This window comes from Nocardioides sp., from assembly GCF_030019515.1.
GTDB lineage: Bacteria > Actinomycetota > Actinomycetes > Propionibacteriales > Nocardioidaceae > Nocardioides.
Genome location: NZ_JASEEQ010000005.1, coordinates 1 through 23,481 on the forward strand (window position 1 = coordinate 1; position 23,481 = coordinate 23,481).

Genomic DNA, 23,481 nt, shown 5'->3' on the forward strand with positions numbered 1-23,481 from the left:
CGCGCGGCGCGGGCGCGGTGCTCGCGCGGGGTGCGCGCCCGCAGCAGGTCCGGGCGGGCGACGTGCACGGTGCCGTCGGCGGCCTCCACCACCGGGGCGGCGCCGAGCTCGCGCAGCCGGGGGAGCAGCAGGTCCAGCGGGGTCGAGCTGACCAGGACGGTCGGCGCGATCCGGCGCAGCCCCAGCGCGGCCGACCGCGGGTGGTGCAGCAGCTCGGTCAGCGCGGCCTCGTCGTCGGCGCGCAGGAACGCCTCGGCGTGGCCGACCCGGATGCTGCCGAAGGTCCGTGCGGTGTCGTCGACGAGGTAGGTGAGCGGTTGGGGGACCGGCGTCCGGGAGAGAGCGGTGACGAAGTCGTGCACCTCCGCCGCGGTCCAGCCGGCGTCGAGGGCGCGGCGTACCGACTCGGGGGTGAACCGGTACACGGTCGCGCCGCCGCGCGACTCCACGTCGGCGACCACCTGGAGCCGGCGGGCGAGCTGCGACTCGAGCGGTCCGGGCGCGACCGCGGTGAGGTCGGCCTGGAGCAGCACGTGGTCGACCGGCTCGGGCAGCAGCTCCGTGAGCGCGGCCAGCCCGGCCGCCTCGTCGCCGCCGAGCAGGAGCCGGGCGTACGCCGGCACCCCGCCGAGCGCGACGACCCCGAAGGCGGTCGCCTCGGCGACCGCCCAGCCCACCTGGTCCGCGCGGGTGCGCGGCCGGCGCGGCCGCCGCCAGGAGATCCGGCCGACCAGCGACGGCACCCCGGTGCCGGTCGCGAGGACCTCGCCCGCGGGCAGCTCGAGCAGCGCGTCGAGCGTCATCCGCCGGGTCTCGACCTGGTGCCCGCCCGCCAGCTCGGGCGCGAGCGCGTTCCAGACCTTGCCGGCCGGGTCCCGCGAGCCCACCAGCCCGGGCAGCCGGGGGCTGTCCAGCCAGGCCCGGACCAGGGCGGCCCACCGGGTGACGACCGGCTGCGCGGTCCACTGGTCGAAGGCGTCGGTGGGGATCCAGGCGGGGCTGCCGTCCGGGTCGGCGGCGGTCGCGAGCAGCCCGGCGGCGGCGGCGACCTCGATCAGCAGGGCGGCGGTCGGCTCGTCGACGTGGAGCTGGCCGGCCGTGGCCCGCAGGTCGCGGACGCCGAGCCCGCCGTTGCGCAGCGCGCTCGGCGGCCGGAGGCCCCAGTGGTCGAGCAGCAGCTCGACGCGGCGCACCGCGTCGAAGGCGGCGCCCGCCCCGGCCCGGCCGACCATCGCCGGACCGCGCTCCGAGGTGGCCAGCGGGGGCTCCTCGTCGATCGCGTCCACGGTCGTCCGCCCGCCGCGCAGCGCCAGGCCGACCTCGCCGGGCAGCACGACCACGCCGCCGGAGCGTGGCACGAGCAGCCGCCGGGCGAGCAGCTCCTCCGCGGGGCTCGCGGCCTCCTCGGGCAGCACCGTGTGCCGTGCCGACCCGGTGGTCGCCTCCCCGCCGGAGTCGAGGACGTGCTCGAGCAGCGCCCGGGCGGCCGGGGACAGCTCGTCGAGGCGCCGGCGTACCTCCTCGGGCGGCGGCGGGTCCTCGGAGACCGGGCGCAGGCCGCTGGCGCCCGCCGCGCCGCCGCTCTGGGTCAGCGTCTCCGCCACCGCGCTCAGCGCCCGCAGCCCCGCAGGCGACTCCCACACGAGGGCGAGGTCGAGCAGCCGGGCGACCGCGACGGCCACGGACGCCGGACGGGCGTGCACGACCTCGGCCAGACCGGCCTCGGTGGTCGGGCCGACGACGACGAGCGCGTCGAGGACGGCGAGCTCGGCGCGGGTCAGCTGGTCGAGGGCCCGCAGCAGCGAGGACCGGGTTGCCGCGCGCGACGCCAGCTGGCCCGAGTCGTGCGGCGCCGGCGTGGCGAGGTCGGGACGGGCGACGAGCAGGCGCGCCAGCCGCTCGTCCGGCCAGCTGCGCAGCTGGCCGGCGAGGGTGCGGAACCCGGTCGTGGACATCCCCGCAACGCTACCGGGCCAGCCGTGGGACCCGAGGCTCAGCCGAGGACGACCCGGCCCCGCGTCGCGTGGAAGACCAGGCTGGTCTCGGCGTGCACGACACCGGGCCGCCCGGTCAGGTTGTCGAGCACGAAGTCCCGCAGCGCCTCGGGCGTGGCGCTCGCCACGTGCACCAGGAAGTCGTTCGCACCGGAGATGTTGTACGCCGCGAGCACCCCGGGCAGGTCGGTCACCTCCTCGGCGAACGCGTCGACGTCGGCGCGCAGGTGACCGGAGAAGCGCACCGTGACCATCGCCTGCACCGGCAGTCCGAGGCGGGCCAGGTCGACGTCGGCGGTGACGCCGGTGACGATGCCGCGCTCGCGCAGTCCCCGGACCCGGGCCAGGCACGTCGACTCCGCGATGCCGGTCGCGCGGGCCAGCTCCACGTTGGGGGTCCGCCCGTCGCGCAGCAGCGCCGCCAGTAGGGCCCGGTCCACCTCGTCGAGGACCGGCCGTTCGCGGGGCGGCGGCCCGGGCGGCAGCCGCGGAGGGTTCTTCGGCACGCTACCCAGCCTAGCCGGGTGGCCCGAAGATTCCACGGTGATGGCACCGTTTTGCGAAGGATCTGCATGACCATTGTGATCCTGACCGTGCGGTTCCACGCTGGTGTCATGAGTCGCCTCGACACGGATGCCGTTCACCTCGGCCGGGAGGACCTCGCCGCGCGCGGCGTGCACGTGCCTCCGCTCGACCTCTCGACGACCTACCCGCTGCCCAGCGTGGACGACGGCGGCGCGGCCTACGAGCGGCTGGCGACCGGCGGCCGCCCGGAGGCGTCCGACTCGCTGGTCTACCAGCGGCTCTGGAACCCCAACGTCGACCGGTTCGAGCGCTCCGTCGCCGGCCTCGAGGGGCTGCCCGGGGCGGTCGCCTTCGCTACCGGCATGGCAGCGCTCAGCGCCGTCCTGGTGGCCACGGTCGCGGCCGGCAGGCCGCATGTCGTCGGCGTCCGCCCGCTGTACGGCGGCACCGACCACGTGCTCGCGACCGGCCTGCTCGGCACCCGGGTCACCTGGGCCGCGCCGGACCGGATCGCGGAGGCGATCGGTCCCGACACCGGCCTCGTGGTCGTCGAGACCCCGGCCAACCCGACCGTCGACCTGGTCGACCTCGCCGCCGTGGTCGCCCAGGCGGGCGACGTGCCGGTCCTGGTCGACAACACCTTCGCCACCCCGGTCCTGCAACGACCCGGCGACCACGGCGCGGCGCTGGTGCTGCACTCCGCCACGAAGTTCATGGGCGGGCACGGCGACGTGATGGGCGGCGTCGTCGCGGCCGGCGAGGAGTGGCAGGTCCGGCTGCGCCAGGTCCGGGCCCTGACCGGTGGCCTGCTGCACCCGCGTGCGGCGTACGACCTGCACCGCGGCCTGCAGACCATGCCGCTGCGGGTCCGGGCGCAGCAGGAGTCGGCGGCGGTGCTCGCGGGCCGGCTCGCCGAGCACGCCGCGGTGGCACGGGTCAGGTACCCGGGCCTCAAGGAGTGCGACCCCACCGGCCTGGTCGGCACCCAGATGAGCGGACCCGGCAGCATGCTGGCGGTCGAGCTCGCGGGTGGGTACGCCGCCGCCGCGGGGACCGCCCAGCGGTGCCGGCTGATCACCCACGCGGTCTCGCTCGGGGGCGTGGACACCCTGATCCAGCACCCGGCCGGCCTGACCCACCGGCCGGTCGAGGCCGCGGCCCGCCCGAGCGACGCCCTGCTCCGGCTGTCGGTGGGCCTCGAGGACGTCGAGGACCTGTGGGCCGACCTGGAGCGCGCCCTCGGCTGACCCCCTCGGCTGACCCCCGGGGCTGACTCCCCGCGAGCTGACCTCCGGCAGCGCCGGCCTCCAGGTGCCCGGCCGCGGAACCAGTTTCGACCGCGGGCGACGAGGGCATCTAAGACACTGAGCATTGCCGTCTGCGCCGGCGGGCGGACAGTGTCCGAGTCGTGAGGGGCCGGGTGGCGATGAAGCAGGTCGAGCTGCACCACGGGGCGGCCACCGACGTCGGTCTGGTCCGCGAGGTCAACGAGGACTCCTACCTGGCGGCGCCGCCGGTGTTCGTCGTCGCCGACGGCATGGGTGGCCACGAGGGCGGCGACGTGGCGAGCGGGATCGTGGTCGAGGAGTTCGGCCGGCTCGCGACCGCCGGCTTCGACCCCCGTCGCGGCGCCGAGACGGTGACCGAGACGCTCGCTGCCTGTCAGGAGCGGATCCGCGAGTACGCCGGCGTCCAGCGCGCGGGCGGCGTCGCCCGCGGCCGCTCCGCGGGGACCACCGTGGTCGCTGCGCTGCTGGTCGAGGCCGACGACGGACCGTCCTGGCTGCTGGTGAACCTCGGTGACTCGCGGATCTACCGGTACGCCGACCGGCGGCTCACCCAGGTCAGCGTCGACCACAGCCTGGTCCAGGAGCTGGTCGACACCGGCCGGATCGGGCCCGACGAGGCCGCGACCCATCCCGAGCGCAACGTCATCACCCGGGCCCTCGGCGACTCGACCGGAGGCCCGGCCGACTTCTTCGTGGTGCCGCTCGCCGAGGCCGAGCGGCTGCTGCTGTGCTCGGACGGGGTCAGCGGCATGGTCGGCGACGCGGTGCTCGCCGAGATCCTCGGCGCCTCCCCGGACCCCCGCGACGCGGCCGACCGGCTGGTCGCGGCGGCCCTCGAGGCGGGCGGTGCCGACAACGCGACCGCGGTGGTCGTCGACGTGGTGGGCTGGGCGCCCGAGAGCCCCTACGACGCCGAGCGCCAGCGCGCGAGTCTCGAGGAGAAGCTGGGAGCACGGCCGTGAGCGAGCACCCCACCTGGTCGGTCCGCGGCGGCGAGTGGTTCGGCATCTTCGGCGCCCGGGTCACCGTCGTGCTGCCGCCCTCGGAGAAGGCCCGGGTCGCCCGGCTCTGGGAGCTCGTCGACGACGGGGCGGGCTTCGAGGAGACCCTGGACGCGCTGCTCGGCGGCGGGCTGCGAGAGCTTCCGGGCTTCGTGCTGGTCGGCCGCGACGATGACCGGACCCGGGTGCTGCTGCGCGGGGCCGCCCGGGCCGACCTCGCCACCGCCGAGGAGGTCGTGCACCTGGTGGGCGATCCGGCCGCGACCTGGGTCGAGCGGACCCTGCCCGGTCTCACCCGCCTGCGGATCGAGGTCGGCGACGAGACCGGTGCCGGCGAGCTCGCCGTCGCCGCCGGCCTGGTGCGGCTCGCGCGCGCCGAGTGGCCGCCGGGCGCCGCGCGCGCCGCGGTGCCGGTCGCGGACGCGGATCCCGCCCCCGACCCGGCACCGGACCCGGTGTCGGACCCGGTGTTGGACCTGGCCTCGGACCTGGCGTCGGACCTGGAGGTGCTGCTGGAGGACGGGCCGTTGACCGAGGCGATGCCCGCGGTCCCGCCCGTCGTCGGCGAGGACCACGACGGCCTGACCCGCAGCGGCGCGGTCGACCCCGGCCGGCCCGACCCGGCCCGACCGGGGATCCCGGGCCAGCCGCCCGCGCCGCCGGTCACCGCCCGGCCGGTCGCACGCCTGCTGTTCTCCAGTGGCGAGCAGGTCGACGTCGACCGGCTGGTGCTCGTGGGCCGCGCGCCCGAGCCCCGCCGCCACACCCTGACCGAGGAGCCCCGCCTGGTCGTCGTCCGCAGCCCCCACCACGAGGTCTCCTCCACCCACCTGGAGATCCGCCCCGGGTCGGGTGCCGACCACGGCTGCGCCGTGGTCACCGACCTCGGGTCCACCAACGGCACCCTGCTCGTCCAGCCCGGCCTGCCCCCGGAGGATCTCCCGGCGGGGGTCGCCGTCCAGCTGGTCCCCGGTGCCGTGGTCGACCTCGGCGACGGAGTGAGCATCCAGGTCGTCACGCCGTGACGGACACCGCCGTACCGCTGTGCGCACCGGCCGATCCCGACCGTCGCTTCTACGCCTTCGTCGTCGACCGGCTGGTCGCCTGGACCGTCGACGCGGCCGCGGGCTACCTCGTCTACCGCACCCTGCTCGCCCGCGACCACACGCTCGCCGGCGTCCTGGTGATCCTGGGCACCGTGCTGCTGGTGGGGGCGTTGCTCGCCGTCGTGCTCGGCCGCACCGGGTCCTCGCCCGGCCGGGCCGCCACGGGTACCCGGCTCGTCGCGGCCGACGACGGCGCCCCGATCGGCGTCGGGGCCGCGCTCCGGCGCCAGCTGCTGCTGGGCCTGGCGACGCTGCCGACCTTCGGGCTGGGCGCCGCCACCCTCGCCTGGACGGCGATGGCCGATCCCGGTGGGCGCCGGCGCGGGTGGCACGACCGGGTCGCCGGCTCGGAGGTGATCGAGGTACGGCGGGCGCCGGCAGAGCCCGCCCCCGAGGAGCCGGCCCCGCGCCAGCTCGTGAACCTGACCGCGCTGCGGCTGGTTCCCGTCCCGGCGGCGCCCACGCCGCCCGCCCTGCCGTCCGCCCTGCCGTCCGCCCTGCCGCCCGCCCTGCCGCCCGCCCCGGTGTCGGCCGCGTCGGCCCGGTGGTGGATCGGCTTCGACTCCGGCGAGAGCCTCGTCCTCGAGGGACCGGCCCTGGTCGGTCGCCGACCCGAGCCGCGGGCCGGCGAGCCGGTGGCGCACCTGGTCGCGCTGCGCTCGGAGGACATGTCGCTCTCGAAGACCCACGCGCAGCTCCACGTGGACGCCGGGGGCGCGCTCGTGGTCGTCGACCGCGGCTCGACGAACGGCTCGATCCTGCTCCGCCAGGGCGCCGCCCGGGAGCTGCCGGCCGGCCGGCCGACCACCCTGCTCGACGGCGACGTGGTCCGGTTCGGGGACCGCGAGATGCGTGTCGACCGCGGCGCCGGGGCCGCCGGCTCGGTAACGGTCCGATAACGAACCCGGGCGCCTCTTCCGTCGTCCGGCCCCGGGCGTGTCGACTGCTCTCCTCCAGGTCGGTGGGCTCGGCACCGCAACCCGTTGTCGAGCCCGTCTCAGGAGGCTTTCGGGCGTATCTCGCCCCGACATCACGGGAGGCATCTCTTGCGAAGGACCCGGGTCGCCGCCACGGCGACCGCATCACTGATCGCGGCAGCCACTGCGCTGTCGCTCACCACGCCCCAGGCCGGCGCGACCCCGCCGGCCGCGACCCAGGCGGCGAAGCCGGACCGGGGCACCCCCTCGGACGTCCTCACGCCGGGCTGGAAGACGAAGTACCACGAGCGGACCCAGGCCGCCCTCGAGAAGCGGCTGCGCACCGGTGGCAAGGGCCAGGCGGAGAAGCTCGGCAAGGGCGTCTACGGCCGGGTCGCGCAGACCGGCAAGGACCGGATCTTCGTCGTGCTCGCCGAGTTCGGCGACCGCCGGCACCAGGCCTACCAGGACGACCCCGACTCGGGCGCCCAGCGATACGACGGCCCATTGCACAACCAGATCCCGAAGCCGAACCGCAAGAAGGACAACTCGACGCTCTGGAACGCGGACTTCAGCAAGTCCTACTTCCAGAACATGTACTTCAACCGGATGAGGGACTTCTTCGAGGACCAGTCCAGCGGCCGCTACTCGATCGACGGCGACGTCACCGCCTGGGTGAAGGTCCCCTTCAACGAGGCGCGCTACGGCAGCAACAAGGACTGCGGCTCGATCGTGTGCGCCAACGTCTGGTTCCTCGTCCGGGACGCGCTCGCCCGCTGGACCCAGGACCGGCTCGACGCCGGGTGGACCATGGAGCGCATCCAGGCCTACCTGAAGACCTTCGACGTCCAGGACCGCTACGACTACGACGGCGACGGCGACTTCCGCGAGCCGGACGGCTACATCGACCACTTCCAGATCGTGCACGCGGGCGGCGACGAGGCGGACGGTGACCCGATCTACGGCTCGGACGCGATCTGGAGCCACCGCGGCAACGTCGGCCTGCACGGCCTCGGCGACGGCCCCGGCCCCGCCATCGGCGGCGTCCAGGTCGGCGAGGGCGGCAAGAGCGACGGCTCGGCGCCCGACGGCGGCGTCGACATCCCGAACAACCCGACCGGCCTGTGGGTCAGCGACTACACGATGCAGCCGGAGAACGGCGGCCTCAGCGTCTTCGCGCACGAGTTCACCCACGACCTGGAGCTGCCCGACCTCTACGACACCTCCGGCAACACCGGCGGCGCCAGCAACAGCGTCGAGCACTGGTCGTTGATGGCTCAGTCCCGCGGCACCGCGAAGCGCGACGCCGGCATCGGCGACCGTCCGCAGCCGATGGGCGCCTGGGAGAAGTTCCAGCTCGGCTGGCTCGACTACGACACGATCAACGCCGGGCACTCCGGCACCTTCCGGCTGCGTCCGGGCGCCTCGACCACCGGCTCGCAGGCCAACGGCCTGATCGTGCTGCTGCCGGACAAGGACGTCACCTTCCAGTACGGCGAGCCCTGTGCGGAGTGCGGTGAGCGCTTCTACTTCAGCGGCACCGGCGACAACCTCGACCAGACCATGACCCGCACGGTCGAGGGTGGCGGCGAGCTGACCGCCAAGGTGCGCTACGACATCGAGCCGGGCTGGGACTACGCGTTCCTGGAGGTGTCCGGCGACGGTGGCGAGACCTGGACGTCGATCCCGACCAGCCAGAGCTACACCGAGCCGGACCAGGGCTCGTTCAACCCCGACGGCACCGGCATCAGCGGCACCACCGACGGGGCCTGGGTCGACCTGACGGCGACCGTGCCCGACGGCACCGACGCGGTGCGCTGGCGCTACCTGACCGACGGCGCGGCGTCGTACCCCGGCTTCCAGGTCGACAACATCACTCTCGCGGGTGCGTCGATCGGGACCGCCGAGACCGACGACGAGGGCTGGGCGATGGACGGCTTCGAGGCGGTCCACTCCGAGGAGACCAAGGCGTTCCTGAACACCTACTTCGTGGACAACCGGCAGTACGTCGGCCGCGACCGGGTGCTCGCGCACGTCTACAACTTCGCGGGCTTCGAGAAGCGGCCCGACTGGGTCGACTTCTTCGCCTACCAGCCCGGTGCGCTGATCAGCTACTGGGACACCTCGTACACCGACAACAACGTCGGCGACCACCCCGGTCACGGCGAGGTGCTCCCCGTGGACGCGCGTCCCTCGTTCCAGCACGCCTACGACGGGTCGGTCCTGCGCCCGAAGGTGCTGACCGCGGACTCGACGTTCTCGCTGCGCCGGAGCCCGGCGCAGGAGCTGCACTACCGCGGCCACGCGTACACGCTCAAGGGCCGGTCGGCGGTGCCGCTGTTCGACGACACCCTGGACTGGTGGTTCGCGGGCGACGAGCACGGCACCGGTGACCACCCCGGCTTCTACGAGCCCGAGTGGTACGGCGTCGACGTGCCCAAGACCGGCACCACGGTCCGCGTGGTCAAGGTCAACAGCAGGACCGGTGTGATGACCGTCCGGGTCGGCACCTCCAGCTGATCGGTCCCATCCCCAGCGGGCCCCGCCACCACCTGGCGGGGCCCGCTGTCGTCGTGCACGAGGTCATGCGGAGGGTGCCACCTGGTGCTCCGTCCGATGACCTCGTGCGCCCCGCCGGCCGGCCGGCGACCGAGCGTGACCGAGCGTGACCGGGCAGACACCGGGACCGCTGATGGGCGGCTCCGAACCGGCCCATCGGGTGCCCCGCCGTATTAGGTTGCTCTGCATGAGCTTCGAGTACGAGCACACCGTGACCACGACCGCGACTCCCGCCGACGTCTGGGCGCTCTGGAGCAACGTGGGCAGCTGGCATCGCTGGGACCCGGCGGTCGAGCAGGTCGCCATCGAGGGCCACTTCGGTGAGGGTGCGGCGGGCACGATGGTGCTCAGTAGCGGCGTCGAGGCGCCGTTCGTCCTCGAGATCGTCGAGCCCTGCGCTCGCTACCTCGACAAGGTGACCGTGGGCGACCTCGTGGTCCGCATCGACCACCAGGTCAAGGAGACCGCCGAGGGCGCCGAGGTCACGGTGCGCACGACCGTCGACGGCCCGGGCGCGGGCGACGTCGGCCCGATGGTCACCGCCGACACCCCGCGTGCGCTCGAGACCCTGGTCGCCATGGCGGAGAAGCGCCACTGACCCTGGCTGGGCCGACGACAGTGCGATGTCGCCGGGCGTAGGTTGCCGGGCATGGAGGCCTACGCGAAGGGCGAGCTCGAGCCGCCCCTGCTCGAGGAGACCATCGGAGCGAGCTTCGAGCGGACGGTGGCGGCGTACGCCGACCGCGAGGCGCTGGTCGAGGTGGCGAGCGGCCGGCGCTGGACCTGGGCCGAGCTGGACCGCGACGTGGACGACCTGGCTCGCGGGCTCGTCGCCGCCGGGATCGGCCAGGGCGACCGGGTCGGGATCTGGGCGCCCAACTGCGCGGAGTGGACGATCGTCCAGTACGCGACCGCCAAGGTCGGCATCGTCCTGGTCAACGTCAACCCGGCGTACCGCACCCACGAGCTCTCCTACGCCGTCAACCAGAGCGGCCTGCGGCTGCTGATCAGCGCCTCGTCGTTCAAGACCAGCGACTACCGCGCCATGGTCGAGGAGACCGCGGCGCAGACCCCGACCCTGGAGCGGGTCGTCTACCTCGACACCGACGACTGGGCTCGGCTGGTCGAGGCCGGCCGGGCGCTGCCCGAGGGCGTCGTCGCGGACCGGCTGGCGCAGACCGCCCCGGACGACCCGATCAACATCCAGTACACGTCGGGGACGACCGGCTACCCCAAGGGCGCGACCCTGAGCCACCGCAACATCCTCAACAACGGCTACTTCACCACCGAGCTGATCCACCTCGGGCCCGAGGACCGGCTGTGCATCCCGGTGCCCTTCTACCACTGCTTCGGGATGGTGATGGCCAACCTCGGGTGCACCAGCCACGGCGCCACGATGGTGATCCCCGCGCCCGGCTTCGACCCCGAGATCACCCTGCGCACGATCGCAGCGGAGCGCTGCACCGGCGTGTACGGCGTCCCCACGATGTTCATCGCGATGCAGAGCCACCCGACCTTCGCGGAGCACGACCTCTCCAGCCTGCGCACCGGGATCATGGCCGGCTCGATCTGCCCGGTGGAGGTGATGAAGCGGTGCGTCGACGACATGCACATGGCCGAGGTCGCGATCGCCTACGGCATGACCGAGACCAGCCCGGTGTCCTGCCAGACCCGCGCCGACGACGACCTGGAGCGGCGTACCGCCACCATCGGGCGGGTGCACCCGCACGTCGAGATCAAGATCGTCGACCCGGTGAGCGGGGAGACCGTCGAGCGCGGCCGGACCGGGGAGTTCTGCACCCGCGGCTACTCGGTGATGCTCGGCTACTGGGACGACCCCGACAAGACGGCCGAGGCGATCGACGCCGACGGCTGGATGCACACCGGAGACCTCGCCGAGATGCGCGCGGACGGGTACTGCAACATCGTCGGACGGATCAAGGACATGGTGATCCGGGGCGGGGAGAACATCTACCCGCGCGAGATCGAGGAGTTCCTCTACCAGCACCCCGACATCGAGGACGTCCAGGTGATCGGCGTCCCGGACGAGCGGTACGGCGAGGAGCTGTGCGCCTGGGTCCGGATGCGAGCCGGGGCCGAGCCCCTGGACGCCGACGGCGTGCGCGCGTTCGCGACCGGGCGGCTGGCCCACTACAAGATCCCCCGCTACGTCCTGGTCGTCGAGGAGTTCCCGATGACGGTGACCGGCAAGATCCGCAAGGTGCAGATGCGCGAGGAGAGCGCCAGGCGACTCGGGCTCTGACGGCCGGGCCGCGTCGCGGCGATCGGCGGTCGATCGGTGGTCCGACGACGAGCAGCGGGCCCGCTCGCCCCGACTGCTTTGCGATTTCCCCTCGGCGCCGTCGTCGCGCACCTACGATCCAGGAGTCGTCAGGCGTTCAAGCTGGGGGTTCCGGGTGCTCAAGCGGGTTGCCGTGGTCGTTGTTCTGGCCGTCGTCCTCGGATGCCTGTCGACGGGCCCGGTGGCCGCCGTGACCTCGTTCACGCCGCGCCCCGGACCGACGTGGAACAACCCACGGGGCGACGTCGCGGCGCGCAACGTCAACATGGCCAAGGTGCGGAACACGATCGACAGCGTGCCGCGTGGCGGCGTGATCAGGATCGCGGTCTACTCCTACAACCGCCGCGACATCGGTGACGCCCTGATCCGCGCGTGCCGGCGGCACGTGTCGGTCCAGCTGGTGCTCAACGACAACGCGATCGGCGCCGAGGCCCACCGGATGATGCGGTACCTCGGCCAGGACACGCAGCCGCGGTGGAAGGACCGGTGCCACCCGAGGAAGTACCGGCCCAAGCACAAGCCGTATCCCGTGCCGAGCTTCTTCAAGGTGTGCCAGGGCGCCTGCCGGCTGGGCAGCGACCGATCGAACCAGCACAGCAAGTTCTACCTGTTCTCGGCGACCGGCAACGGGGAGCCGGCTGTCATGTTCGGCTCGAACAACCTGATGAGCTTCGCCGCCAACGTGCACTGGAACGACCTCTACACGGTGATCGGCAACCAGAGCATGTTCGACGACTTCAGCACGATCTTCGCCCAGATGGCGGAGGACCGGTGGCGCAAGAACCCCTACGTGGCGGTCCAGGACGGCAAGTACGCCGTCGAGTTCGGGTCGGACCCGCACGCCACCGGGTCGAGGGACCACGTCTACCAGCGCCTCGACCGGGTCGGCTGTCGGGCCCCGGCCGGGTACGGCGACCGGGGCCACACGACGATCCGGATCATGATGTACGGCTGGGTGGGTACGCGCGGCCTGCTGCTGGCCCGCAAGGTCGCGGCGCTGTCGCGGGCCGGGTGCCGGGTCCGAGTGCTGGTCAGCGGGGCCGGGCGCAGGGTGCGCGCGGTGCTGCACAGGTCCGGGGTCGCCATCCGGAGCTCCGCGCTCGACCTCGACGACGATCCCCTCACGGGCTTCGACGAGACCGGGTGGGAGGTCTTCTCCCACGAGAAGTGGATGTCGCTGTCCGGGACGTGGGCCGGCCACCCGTTCAAGGGGGTGTGGACCGGGTCGGAGAACTGGTCCGACGTCTCGCGGCACAACGACGAGGTCACCGTGCAGGTCCCGTCCGCGTCGGCGCTCTCGGCGTACACCCGCCACTTCGAGACCGTCTGGACGAGATACAGCGCTTGAAAGTCGCGGCGGAGAGCGAGGCCGCGGCCGGGCGGACGACCTCCGCGACGCCCTGGTGGCCGCCCGGCCGGCACCGTTCCGGCGCCGGCGTACCCCGTGAGGGATAGTGGAGACCCGAGCACTGGAGGCTCCATGGCAGAGCTGGTCCGCACCAACGATCCGGTGGCGATCTCGGTCGTCGAGGGGCTGCTCACGTCGGCCGAGATCCCCTACGACGTGGCCGACCGCAACATGAGCGTGCTCGACGGCCTGATCGAGGTGATCAAGGTGCGGGTCCTGGTCCCCGACGAGCGCCTCGACGAGGCCCGCGAGCTGATGGTCGAGGCCGAGCTCGGCGACTGGCTCAGCGGCTGACGACGACCGGGATCCGGGTGACGGTCCCGGTCGCGCCGCGCCAGGTCACCCAGCCGTCGTCGGCCCGGCGCGAGCCGGGGGCGACCGTCAGCGTGAACGTCGCGCTCCCACCCGGCCCGAGCCGCACCGCCGCCGGGGTGACCCGCACCCGGTGGTGGGCGAACCCGGTGGCGGTCGAGGAGAAGTAGAGCCGGCGGGCGGTCACATTGGTGATGGTGCGCTCGACCGTGCCGGCGCCGTCGACCCGGATCGACGGGGTGTTCAGCTCCGTCAGGTCGCCCTCGAGCCAGGACCGGTAGTCGTCGACCGGGACGTCGTACGCGAGGCCGGGCCGTACGGCGGCGGCCGCGGTCACCAGGCCCGCGCCGGCGCGCAGCGGGGTGGTGCCGGGCAGCCGCCGCGCCGAGGTCACGAGCGCGGAGCGGACCCGTGCGGGCGACCAGTCCTCGTGCCGGGAGAGCACGAGCGCGGCGACGCCGCTGGTGATCGCGGCGGACGCGGACGTGCCGGACACGAGGTCCCAGCCGGCGTCGGTCCCCTCGGGCGGCACGGCGCCCAGCACGCCGACGCCGGTGGCCACCAGGTCCGGCTTGACGACCGGCGCGGAGCGGGTGCCGGCGCTCGACCAGCCCACGACCCGCGGCGGGGTGCGCACCAGGCCTCGCGGCTCGAGCCGGACCCGGCCATCCGGGTGGTCGGCGAGCCAGTGTGCGAGCGCACGGCCCGCGGTGCGGTCGACGTGGACGGTCGGCACCCGGTGGAAGTCGGCCACGAGGGCGCCGGGAGCGACGTTCGCCAGGATCATGCCGGCGCCACCCGCCAGCTCGACCGCCGCGGACTTGTCGACGCGGCCGACCACGCCGCGCTCGCACAGCACGATCCGGCCCACCACGCGGCCGGCGTCCAGGCTCCCGGGAGTACACACGCGCGCCGCCCGGCGGGTGGACCCGGCAGCCGGGGCGTCGACCGCCCGCACCACCCGTGCCGGGCCGACGGGCCGGGCCGCGGCCATGGCGCCGACGTACGACACCCCGTCGGGGAGCAGGACCCGGCCCCGGCGCACCGGTCCGGTCGCCGCTCCGACGGTGGTCACCCAGGGGCTGCGGTGCGCCGCGGGGGAGTCGGCCGCGTTGCCGGCCGCGCCGACGACGACCACGCCGCCCTCGGTGGCACCCAGCAGCGCGCGCTCGACGGTGTCGATCCGCGCGGGGCCGCCGACGGAGAGGTTGAGCACGTCCACGCCGTCGGCGGTGGCGGCGTCGATCGCGGCGACCAGATCGGCCGTCGCGCAGCCGTCGTCGCGCGGGTCGGGAGCGCTCCAGCACGCCTTGTAGACCGCGAGCCGGGCCTGCGGCGCGACGCCGGCGTAGGTGCCGAGGCCCTGGCCGCGGACCCGCGCGGGCACGCCGGCGTTGCCGGCGACGATCGAGGCGACCTGGGTGCCGTGGCCGTCGTCGTCGAGCGGCGAGAGCGCGGAGGCCGACCGGACGTGGTCGGCGCCGAAGCCGTCGACGAACCAGCGGGCGCCCAGCACCTTGCGGTCGCAGGTGGACTCGGGCCAGCCCTCGCCGGTCTCGCAGGTCCCGGTGAAGCCGCGTGCCGCGCTGCCCAGCCCGGCGATGGTCGAGAACAGCGGGGAGTCCGGCCACAGGCCGGAGTCGACCAGCCCGACCACCACGCCCGCGCCGCCGCGCGCCGTCGCGGCGGCGCCGTGCAGCCCGGTGCTCGTCGCGTGGCCGGCCAGGGGTCGTACGGCGTTCCGCTCGACCAGGACCACGCGCGGGTCGTCGCGGAGGTCGTCGGCCTCGGCCGTCGACAGGCGCACCGCGACCCCGTTGAGCGCCGTGGTCCAGCGGTACACCGGCTCGGCGCCGTCCACGGTCTCGAGCACGGCGTCCTGCTCCGCGCGCATCCGCGCGGCCGCGAGGAGGCCCGTGTGGACGCCGGCCGTGCCGGGCCCGGCCAGGGTCACCAGGTAGAGGGGGTCCGTCGGGCTCGGCTCCGCGGCGGCCGCGAACCCGGTCGCCGGCGCGGCCAGGGTCGCCGGCGCCAGGGCGGCCAGGGTCGCCGTGACGGCCGCGACGACCAGCCCGGCACGCGCCGTACGCCGTCCACCCATCGCGGTCACCCCCTGATGCCTGAACGAACCATTGTGACAGGAGTTTCGGCATCCCTCCCACGGATCTCTAGGGTGGGGGCATGCACTCGGCGCCCCTGGTGGTCGGCTTCGACCTCGACATGACGCTGATCGACACCGTCCCCGGCTTCAGCGCCACCCTGCTCGCGCTCGGCGCGGAGCTCGGCGTGGAGTTCCCGGTCCAGGACCTGATCACCCGGCTCGGGCCGCCGCTGGACTCGCTGCTCGGGGAGCACCTGGCCGCGGACGCGGTGGCCTCCGCCGGCGACCGGTTCCGGGCGCTCTACCCCGACCACGCGATCGCCCCGGTCCCGCTGCTGGCCGGCGCCGAGGACGCCCTGGCCGCCGTACGGCGCCACCGCGGGCGGGTGCTGGTCGTCACCGGGAAGTACCCCGCCAACGCGCGCCTGCACCTCGACCACCTGGGGATCGACGTCGACCACCTCGAGGGCTGGGTGTGGGGGGTCGGCAAGGCGGACGTGCTGCGCCGCGAGGGCGCCACCGTCTACGTCGGCGACCACGTCCACGACGTCGAGGGCGCCAAGGCCGCCGGCGCGCTGAGCGTCTCCGTGCTCACCGGCGGATCGACACGGGAGGAGCTGGTCGCGGCCGGCACCGACGTGGTGCTCGGCAGCCTCGCCGAGTTCCCGGCCTGGCTCGACGAGCACCTGCTCGAGACGCGACTCGACGCGCTCGCGGCCGACCTGCGTGAGCGCGGCTCGGTGCTGGTCGCCTACAGCGGTGGCGCCGACAGCGCGTTCCTCCTGGCCGCCGCGGTCCGCGCGCTGGGCACCGACCGGGTCGCCGCGGCGACCGGCTACTCCCACTCGCTGCCGCTGGCCGAGCGCGACCCGGCCCGCGACTTCGCGGCCTCGCTCGGCGTCGAGGTGCTGACCCCGGCCACGCACGAGATCGAGCGCGAGGGCTACCGGTCCAACGGCGCGGACCGCTGCTACTTCTGCAAGGCCGAGCTGCTCGACGTGCTCGCCCCGCTCGCGGCCGGTCGCGGGCTGGCGCACGTCGCCACCGGCACCAACGCCGACGACGCCGTCGCGGGGTTCCGGCCCGGCATCCGCGCGGCCGACGAGCGGGGCGCGATCGCGCCGCTGCGCGACGCCGGCCTGACCAAGGCCCAGGTCCGGGAGGCCTCGCGCCGCTGGGGCCTGCCGACCTGGGACAAGCCGGCGGCCGCCTGCCTGTCCTCCCGGGTCGCGTACGGCGTCGAGGTGACGCCGTACCGACTCGGCCGGGTGGAGCGGGCCGAGACCGCCGCCCGAGCGCTGCTGGCCGGCTCCGGCCTGCGCAACCTGCGGGTCCGCGACCTCGGCGAGCGCGCCTCCGTCGAGGTCGACGCCGCCCTGCTGCCGATGCCCACCGACGTGGAGGCCCGGCTGCTGGACGCGGTGCGCGGAGCCGGGTTCGAGGCCGCCGAGGTGGACCGGCGCGGATTCCGTTCGGGGTCGATGAACCTGGCGCTATAGGCTGGAGCGCCCCGGTCCGACAGCGGTCCCGAACAAGCTAGAAGAGGTCAGTCCGTGCCCACTGGCAAGGTGAAGTGGTTCGACGCCGAGAAGGGCTTCGGCTTCCTCTCCCAGGAGGACGGCCCCGACGTCTACGTGCGCAGCGAGGCCCTCCCGGCCGGCACGTCGAGCCTCAAGGCCGGCACCCGCGTCGAGTTCGGGATCGCCCAGGGCCGGCGCGGCGACCAGGCGCTCCAGGTGCGGATCCTCGACGCCCCGGCGTCGGTGTCGCGCAACCAGCGGGACGCGCGGCGCAAGAAGCCGGAGGAGATGGTCCCGATCGTCGAGGACCTGATCCGGCTGCTCGACGGCGTCGGCGAGGCCTACCGCCACGGCCGGCACCCCGACCCGAAGACGGCCCGTCCGGCCGCCAAGCTGCTCCGCGCCCTCGCCGACGAGCTCGAGTCGTAGTCCGAGCGGAGCGCGGGACCACAGCTGATGGTGGTTGTGTGTCGCGACCGGTCGATCAGCTGAGCTGCGCGTCTGACCCGAGCCGTCGTGGGCGGTTGGCCAGCACGAACACCGCCCAGGCGGCGAGCACGACCGCGGCGACCCCGAGCCCCAGGCGCGGCGGGTCCAGCGGCAGGGCGATGCCGACGAACCCGCCGATCACCCAGGCCAGCTGGAGCGTGGTGTCGCTGCGGGCGAACGCGCTCGCCTGCACCCGGTGCGGGATGTCGCGCTGGATGGTCGCGTCCAGGGAGAACTTCGCCAGCGCCTGACCGAGTCCCGCGAACAGGCCGAGCAGCGCGACGGTGAGCACTCCGTAGAACAGCGCCGTGACCACGGCGACCGCGACGTCGGCGACCAGGACCGCGGTGACGGTGATCGCCGGGTTGATCCGCCGCAGGACCGACGCGGCCACCACGCCGGCGAGGTTGCCGAGACCGGCGGCCCCGACCACGATCCCGGTCAGCAGCTGCGGGCTCCAGTCGCCGATCGGGTTCTCCCGCAGGAGGAACGCCATGAACATGATCAGGAAGCCCGCGAGCCAGCGCGGGCCGCAGTTGGCGCGCAGCGCGTAGGCGACCGCGGGCGGGATCCGGGTCCGCCGGCGCCCGGCGGCGCCCCGCTCCGACGAGCCGCGGAGCACCAGCTCCTCCTCGCCCTGGTTGGAGTCGACCCGGGCGGGCAGCCGGATGGCGGCGACGGTCGCGACCACGAACAGCACGAACGCGTACCGCAGCACCCACTCGGGTCCGGCCAGCGACGCGAGCCCCGCGATCGGCGCCGAGATCGCCACCCCCACGATTCCCGACATCGACACCCGGCCGTTCGCCTTCACGAGGGTGAAGTCGTGCGGCAGCAGCCGGGGTACGGCGGCCGCCCTGGTGACGCCGTACGCCTTGGACGCGACGAGCACGCCCAGAGCGGCCGGGAACAGCAGCGTCGACTCGGTGACCACCGCGTCCGCGAGCACCCAGCACAGGAACGCGCGGATCGCCATCGTCGCGCCGATCGCCCACCGCCGGCCGTGCGCGAACCGGTCGAGGAACGGCCCGATCAGGGGCGCGACGATCGCGAACGGGAGCATCGTCAGCCCCAGGAACAGGGCGACCTGGCCGCGCGCCTCCCCGGAGGGGACCTGGAAGAACAGCGTGCCGGCCAGCGAGATCGCCACGGCGGCGTCGCCCGCGGTGTTGAAGGTGTGCATCTGGATCAGCCGGGACAGCCCCGACTCCCCGGCCCCCTCGGCCTCCGCGGCCCGCTTCGCCTGGCGCATCGTGAAGCGGCCGAACCGCCGCGTCGCCCGCGCGGTCGCGCCGAGCCCGCGGACCACCTTGGCCCCGCGCCCCGTCGTCGGTGTTTCGGGTGTCGGCGCGGACATGGGGCCATCCTGCCGCACCCGACCTGACAGTCCGGGTGGACATGAGACATGATTCCCGGGTGATCACGACCACGCGACCCAAGCCCGACGCCGCCACCGTCGCGGCGGTGGACCTGGCCCGTGCCGCCCTGCTGCTCGAGGCCGACGCGGCCGACGTCGGCGACCACCTCGGTCACCTCGTCGAGGGGGAGCGGCTGGTCACCCACCTGTTCGCCTGCGAGCGCCCCGGGTACGTCGGGTGGCGCTGGTCGGTGACGGTCGCGCGGGCACCCCGGCAGAAGCAGGTGACGGTCGACGAGGTCGTCCTCATCCCGGGCGGCGAGGCGATCGTGGCCCCGCCGTGGGTGCCCTACCGCGAGCGGATCAAGCCGGGCGACCTCTCCCCGGGCGACCTGCTGCCGGTCGACGACGACGACCCGCGGCTGGTCCCGACGTACTCCTACGGCGACGACCCGCTCGACGCCGACGACAAGGCCCAGGTGCGCCAGGTCGCCCAGGACCTCGGGCTCGGCCGGGTCCGCACGCTCTCGCCCGAGGGCCGCGAGATCGCCGCCCAGCGCTGGTACGACGGCGATGGCGGCCCGGAGGCGCCGGTGGCCCGGTCCGCACCGGACAGCTGCACCACCTGCGGCTTCCTGCTGCGCATCGCGGGGCCGCTCTCGGAGCTGTTCGGCGTGTGCGCGAACGGCGACGCCAACGACGACGGACGGATCGTGTCCTTCGACCACGGCTGTGGCGCCCACTCCGAGGTCCGGCTGGCGAAGCGGCACGAGCCGCAGCCGCTGCCGGAGCCGGTCGTCGACACGATCAACCCCGACGACATCGAGAGCTTCTGAGTCGAGTCTGCAGCCCGGTGGGCGGACCGTCAGGCCTGCTCCGTCAGCTCCTTGCGCGCCTTGCGGCGCCGCCGGCAGTAGTCCAGTCCGAACAGGCCGAGCCCGAAGCCGGCCAGGCAGGTCCACAGCCACCACTCGTTGCCGGAGTCCTGGAGCCGACCGTAGAACGGCAGCAGCGCGACGAACCCGACCAGCCACAGCGCGGTGCCCACCTCGACGGTGCGCACGCCGTCGACGTCGAGCGGCTCGACGTTCGCGACGAAGAACGTGCGGCTGCCGATCTCGTGCTGCAGCGGTTGGTTGTCGCGAAACTCCACGCGAGACACGCTAGTCGACGGCGCCCAGGTCTGGGATGCTGCCGCCCGTGACCACACAGGCGACGACGGACCGCAGCGGCCTGGACCGCTACTTCAAGATCACCGAGCGCGGCTCGACCGTGGAGCGTGAGGTACGTGGCGGGATCGTCACGTTCTTCACGATGTCCTACATCATCGTGCTGAACCCGCTGATCCTCGGCTTCGCACCCGACCAGGACGGTGCGCTGCTCGGCTCCTCCAGCGACCGCCCGAACCTGGCGGCGATCGCGGCCGGCACGGCCCTGGTCGCCGGCGTGCTGACGATCCTGATGGGGGTCGTCGCGAACTTCCCGCTCGCGCTCGCGACCGGCCTGGGCCTCAACGCGTTCGTCGCGTTCTCGGTCGCCAACCAGATGACCTGGGCCGACGCGATGGGCCTGGTGGTGATCGAGGGCCTGGTGATCCTGGCGCTGGTGCTGACCGGGTTCCGCGAGGCGGTGTTCCACGCGGTGCCGGCCCAGCTCAAGATCGCGATCTCGGTCGGCATCGGCCTGTTCATCGCGCTGATCGGGTTCGTCGACGCCGGCTTCGTACGCCGCATCCCCGACGCGGCGCACAGCACCGTGCCGGTCCAGCTCGGGCAGAACGGCCAGCTCTCCGGCTGGCCGGTCCTGGTGTTCGCGATCGGCCTGGTGCTCGTCGTCAGCCTGTGGGTGCTCAAGGTCCGCGGCGCGATCCTGATCTCGATCATCGCCACGACCGTGCTCGCCATCGTCGTCGAGGCGATCGCCGACCTCGGCCCCAGCTCGGAGAACCCGAAGGGCTGGAGCCTCAACGTCCCGTCCTGGCCCGACGACATCGTCGCCACCCCGCACTTCGACACCCTGGGCGAGTTCAGCCTGCTCGGCTCCTGGGAGAACGCCGGCGTGGTGACCGCACTGCTGCTGATCTTCACGCTGATGCTCGCGGACTTCTTCGACACGATGGGCACGATGACGGCCATCGGCGCCGAGGCGGGCCTGCTTCAGGAGGACGGCACCCCGCCGGCCACCCGCCGGATCCTCGCCGTCGACTCGCTGGCCGCCGCCGCCGGCGGCGCCGCCGGCGTGTCGTCGAACACCTCCTACATCGAGTCGGCCTCCGGCGTCGGCGAGGGCGCCCGCACCGGCCTGGCCTCGGTCGTCACCGGCGCGCTGTTCCTGGCCGCGATCTTCATCGCGCCGGTGGTCGAGATCATCCCCTCCGAAGCCGCCGTCCCCGCGCTGGTGCTGGTCGGCTTCCTGATGATGCAGCAGGTCAAGGGCATCGACTGGGACGACCTCGAGATCGCCATCCCGGCCTTCCTCACGATCGTGCTGATGCCGTTCACCTACTCGATCTCGGTCGGCATCGGCGCCGGCTTCCTCGCGTTCGTGCTGATCAAGGTGATCCGTGGTCGCTTCGCCGCCGTCCACCCGCTGATGTGGGTGGTCGCCGCGCTGTTCGTCGTCTACTTCGCGATCAACCCGATCACCAACTGGCTCACCTGAGGCCGGGTCGGCGCCGGCCCCGCCGAGAGGGTCGGAATCTCCTCGCCGAAACCGGAATCGTTAGCATGGGTAATGAGTTATGCTAACGAAATGCCAACGTTGCAGAAGGTCGCCCGGACCGACGCCGGACTCGCCGCGGAGCTCCGGCTCAGCGTGATGCGCCTGCGGCGCCGGCTCGCCAGCGAGCGGCACCCCGACAACGAGCTGAGCATTCCCCAGATGGGCGTGCTCGGGGTGCTCTACCGCACCGCCGACGCGCTGACCGTCGGCGAGCTGGCGGCGGCCGAGAGGGTGCAGCCGCCGTCGATGACCCGCACCGTCAACTGCCTGGAGGAGACCGGCGACGTCGTACGCCGTCCCCACGAGACCGACGGCCGTCAGGTCGTGGTCGAGCTCTCCGACCAGGGCCGCGCCCGGGTGATCGCCGACCGCGAGCGGCGCGACGCCTGGCTGGCCCGACGGCTCAAGGAGCTGACGCCCGACGAGCGGGCGATCCTCCGCCGGGCCGCACCCATCCTCGAGCACCTTGCCCAACGAGACTGACCAGAAGGACTGACCACCCCACTGTGAGCCCCACGTTCCGCTCCCTGCGCAACCCGAACTACCGGCTGTACCTCGCCGGCAGTCTGGTGTCGAACACCGGGACCTGGATGCAGCGGGTCGCCCAGGACTGGCTGGTGCTCCAGCTGCCGGGCAACAGCGGCAGCGAGCTCGGCATCACCACCGGCCTGCAGTTCCTGCCGGTGCTGCTGCTGAGCCCCTACGCCGGGGTCGTGGCCGACCGGTTCCCGAAGCGTCGGCTCCTGCAGGTCACCCAGGCGACGATGGCGCTCGCGTCGCTGGCCCTCGGCCTGATCGCCGTGCTCGGCGTGGCGCAGACCTGGCACGTCTACCTGATCGCGGTCCTGTTCGGCATCGGCGCGGCCTTCGACGGGCCCGCCCGGCAGTCCTTCGTCTCCGAGATGGTCGGCCCCGAGGACCTCACGAACGCCGTCGGCCTGAACTCGGCGAGCTTCAACGCCGCCCGGATCCTCGGCCCGGCCGTCGCCGGCCTGATGATCGGCGCCCTCGGCGGCGGCGCGCAGGCGACCGGCTGGGTGATCCTCGTCAACGCCGCGTCGTACCTCGCCGTGATCGGGCAGCTGCAGCGCATGGACCTGGCGCTCCTGCACCCGGCCGAGCTCCAGGTCCGCACGCCCGGGATGCTCCTCGAGGGCGTCCGCTACGTGCGCAGCCAGCCCAAGATGGTGCTGATCCTGATCATGGTCTTCTTCGCCGGCACCTTCGGCATGAACTTCCAGATCACCTCCGCGCTGATGGCCACCGAGGTGTTCGGCAAGGGCGCGAGCGAGTACGGCGTCCTCGGCTCGGCGCTGGCAGTCGGCTCGCTGACCGGCGCCCTGCTGGGCGCCCGACGGGTCCAGATCCGGGTCCGGCTCCTGGTGCTCGCCGCGCTCGGCTTCGGCGTCGCGGAGATCGTCGCCGGCCTGCTGCCGTCCTACCTCGCCTTCGCGCTGTTCGCCCCGGTCATCGGGTTCTTCACGCTGACCCTGCTCACCTCGGCGAACGCGACCCTCCAGTTGGAGGCCGCGCCGGCGCTCCGCGGCCGGGTGATGGCCCTCTACATGACGATCGTGATGGGCGGCACGCCGCTCGGCGCCCCCATCATCGGGTGGATCGCCCAGCACTTCGGGGCCCGGTGGGGCCTGATGATCGGTGGGGCGCTCACCATCCTCGGCGTACTGTTGGCCTTGGCCGTGCACGCCCGCCTCCAAGGTGGGGTACGCACCGTTTTGACCGGCGTAGACCGCCCGGGTAACCTTTTTCCTCGTGTCTGGGACAACCAGGCCGTTGCGCGTGCCCGGAAGCAGTCGGGGAGTCAGGTCCTCGGATCCGGCACCGAAGCCCCACCAGCGAAAGCCCTCACCGGCTCTCGTTGA

20 protein-coding genes are annotated in these 23,481 nt (G+C 73.6%); 15 read left to right on the plus strand and 5 right to left on the minus strand.

What is annotated here, in order from left to right; genetic code table 11:
- Together QMC84_RS08475 and QMC84_RS08480 are read right to left on the minus strand one after the other, a co-directional pair.
- Positions 1-1,955: helicase-associated domain-containing protein (locus tag QMC84_RS08475; RefSeq protein WP_300373827.1), on the minus strand; the 1,955-nt coding region annotated here is incomplete at its 3' end.
- Positions 1,956-1,993: 38 nt separating this feature from the next.
- Positions 1,994-2,500, minus strand: coding sequence for an Lrp/AsnC family transcriptional regulator (locus QMC84_RS08480; protein WP_300373830.1), 507 nt, complete (start codon positions 2,498-2,500; stop codon positions 1,994-1,996).
- A 66-nt stretch (positions 2,501-2,566) separates the two neighbouring features.
- Here QMC84_RS08480 and QMC84_RS08485 point away from each other — a divergent pair, with 66 nt between their 5' ends.
- The 9 genes from QMC84_RS08485 (at position 2,567) to QMC84_RS08525 (ending at position 13,395) form a co-directional block, all read left to right on the plus strand.
- Positions 2,567-3,766: a PLP-dependent aspartate aminotransferase family protein gene (locus QMC84_RS08485; RefSeq protein ID WP_300373832.1), complete on the plus strand. Its 1,200-nt coding sequence runs from the start codon at positions 2,567-2,569 to the stop codon at positions 3,764-3,766.
- A gap of 161 nt (positions 3,767-3,927) precedes the next feature.
- Positions 3,928-4,770: a protein phosphatase 2C domain-containing protein gene (locus tag QMC84_RS08490; RefSeq protein WP_300373834.1), complete on the plus strand. Its 843-nt coding sequence runs from the start codon at positions 3,928-3,930 to the stop codon at positions 4,768-4,770.
- The gene (locus tag QMC84_RS08495) at positions 4,767-5,834 is read left to right on the plus strand and encodes an FHA domain-containing protein (RefSeq protein ID WP_300373836.1); all 1,068 of its coding nucleotides are present in this window, start codon (positions 4,767-4,769) and stop codon (positions 5,832-5,834) included. The genes QMC84_RS08490 and QMC84_RS08495 overlap by 4 nt, the downstream gene beginning before the upstream one ends.
- Positions 5,831-6,814, plus strand: a complete 984-nt coding sequence (locus tag QMC84_RS08500; protein WP_300373838.1) for an RDD family protein — start codon at positions 5,831-5,833, stop codon at positions 6,812-6,814. The genes QMC84_RS08495 and QMC84_RS08500 overlap by 4 nt, the downstream gene beginning before the upstream one ends.
- A gap of 147 nt (positions 6,815-6,961) precedes the next feature.
- Positions 6,962-9,352 carry an immune inhibitor A domain-containing protein gene (locus QMC84_RS08505; RefSeq protein WP_300373840.1) on the plus strand — a complete coding sequence of 797 codons (2,391 nt, stop codon included), beginning with the start codon at positions 6,962-6,964 and terminating at the stop codon, positions 9,350-9,352.
- Positions 9,353-9,578: 226 nt separating this feature from the next.
- Positions 9,579-9,989 (plus strand): SRPBCC family protein, encoded by a 411-nt coding sequence (locus QMC84_RS08510; RefSeq protein WP_300373842.1) that lies wholly within the window; start codon positions 9,579-9,581, stop codon positions 9,987-9,989.
- A gap of 51 nt (positions 9,990-10,040) precedes the next feature.
- Positions 10,041-11,654, plus strand: a complete 1,614-nt coding sequence (locus QMC84_RS08515; protein WP_300373844.1) for an AMP-binding protein — start codon at positions 10,041-10,043, stop codon at positions 11,652-11,654.
- Positions 11,655-11,808: 154 nt separating this feature from the next.
- Entirely contained in the window at positions 11,809-13,041 is a 1,233-nt protein-coding gene (locus QMC84_RS08520; RefSeq protein ID WP_300373846.1) for a phospholipase D-like domain-containing protein, read from the plus strand.
- A gap of 132 nt (positions 13,042-13,173) precedes the next feature.
- Positions 13,174-13,395 carry a DUF2007 domain-containing protein gene (locus QMC84_RS08525; RefSeq protein WP_300373848.1) on the plus strand — a complete coding sequence of 74 codons (222 nt, stop codon included), beginning with the start codon at positions 13,174-13,176 and terminating at the stop codon, positions 13,393-13,395.
- Here the strand turns inward: QMC84_RS08525 and QMC84_RS08530 are convergent.
- Complete coding sequence (locus QMC84_RS08530; protein ID WP_300374366.1) at positions 13,385-15,514, minus strand: S8 family serine peptidase; 2,130 nt, start codon at positions 15,512-15,514, stop codon at positions 13,385-13,387. The two genes, QMC84_RS08525 and QMC84_RS08530, sit on opposite strands and share 11 nt — an antisense overlap.
- An 80-nt stretch (positions 15,515-15,594) precedes the next feature.
- Here QMC84_RS08530 and QMC84_RS08535 point away from each other — a divergent pair, with 80 nt between their 5' ends.
- Both QMC84_RS08535 and QMC84_RS08540 read left to right on the plus strand, forming a co-directional pair.
- A complete protein-coding gene (locus tag QMC84_RS08535; RefSeq protein WP_300373850.1) occupies positions 15,595-17,013 on the plus strand; it encodes an HAD hydrolase-like protein in 1,419 nt (472 codons plus the stop codon).
- 54 nt (positions 17,014-17,067) lie between these two features.
- The gene (locus tag QMC84_RS08540) at positions 17,068-17,463 is read left to right on the plus strand and encodes a cold-shock protein (protein WP_300373852.1); all 396 of its coding nucleotides are present in this window, start codon (positions 17,068-17,070) and stop codon (positions 17,461-17,463) included.
- Between the two features lie 55 nt (positions 17,464-17,518).
- Here the strand turns inward: QMC84_RS08540 and QMC84_RS08545 are convergent, their stop codons facing one another.
- The gene (locus QMC84_RS08545; RefSeq protein WP_300373854.1) at positions 17,519-18,880 is read right to left on the minus strand and encodes an MFS transporter; all 1,362 of its coding nucleotides are present in this window, start codon (positions 18,878-18,880) and stop codon (positions 17,519-17,521) included.
- A 59-nt stretch (positions 18,881-18,939) separates the two neighbouring features.
- Here QMC84_RS08545 and QMC84_RS08550 point away from each other — a divergent pair, with 59 nt between their 5' ends.
- Positions 18,940-19,716, plus strand: a complete 777-nt coding sequence (locus QMC84_RS08550; RefSeq protein ID WP_300373856.1) for a DUF3027 domain-containing protein — start codon at positions 18,940-18,942, stop codon at positions 19,714-19,716.
- Between the two features lie 29 nt (positions 19,717-19,745).
- On the opposite strand, the gene QMC84_RS08555 is transcribed toward QMC84_RS08550, so the two are convergent.
- On the minus strand, positions 19,746-20,033 hold the full coding sequence (locus tag QMC84_RS08555) for a DUF2530 domain-containing protein (RefSeq protein ID WP_300373858.1): 288 nt from the start codon (positions 20,031-20,033) through the stop codon (positions 19,746-19,748).
- A 35-nt stretch (positions 20,034-20,068) separates the two neighbouring features.
- Here QMC84_RS08555 and QMC84_RS08560 point away from each other — a divergent pair, with 35 nt between their 5' ends.
- The 3 genes from QMC84_RS08560 (at position 20,069) to QMC84_RS08570 (ending at position 23,481) form a co-directional block, all read left to right on the plus strand.
- Positions 20,069-21,541: an NCS2 family permease gene (locus QMC84_RS08560; RefSeq protein ID WP_300373859.1), complete on the plus strand. Its 1,473-nt coding sequence runs from the start codon at positions 20,069-20,071 to the stop codon at positions 21,539-21,541.
- Positions 21,542-21,631: 90 nt separating this feature from the next.
- The gene (locus QMC84_RS08565; protein ID WP_300373861.1) at positions 21,632-22,084 is read left to right on the plus strand and encodes a MarR family transcriptional regulator; all 453 of its coding nucleotides are present in this window, start codon (positions 21,632-21,634) and stop codon (positions 22,082-22,084) included.
- Between the two features lie 23 nt (positions 22,085-22,107).
- Positions 22,108-23,481, plus strand: coding sequence for an MFS transporter (locus QMC84_RS08570; protein ID WP_300373863.1), 1,374 nt, complete (start codon positions 22,108-22,110; stop codon positions 23,479-23,481).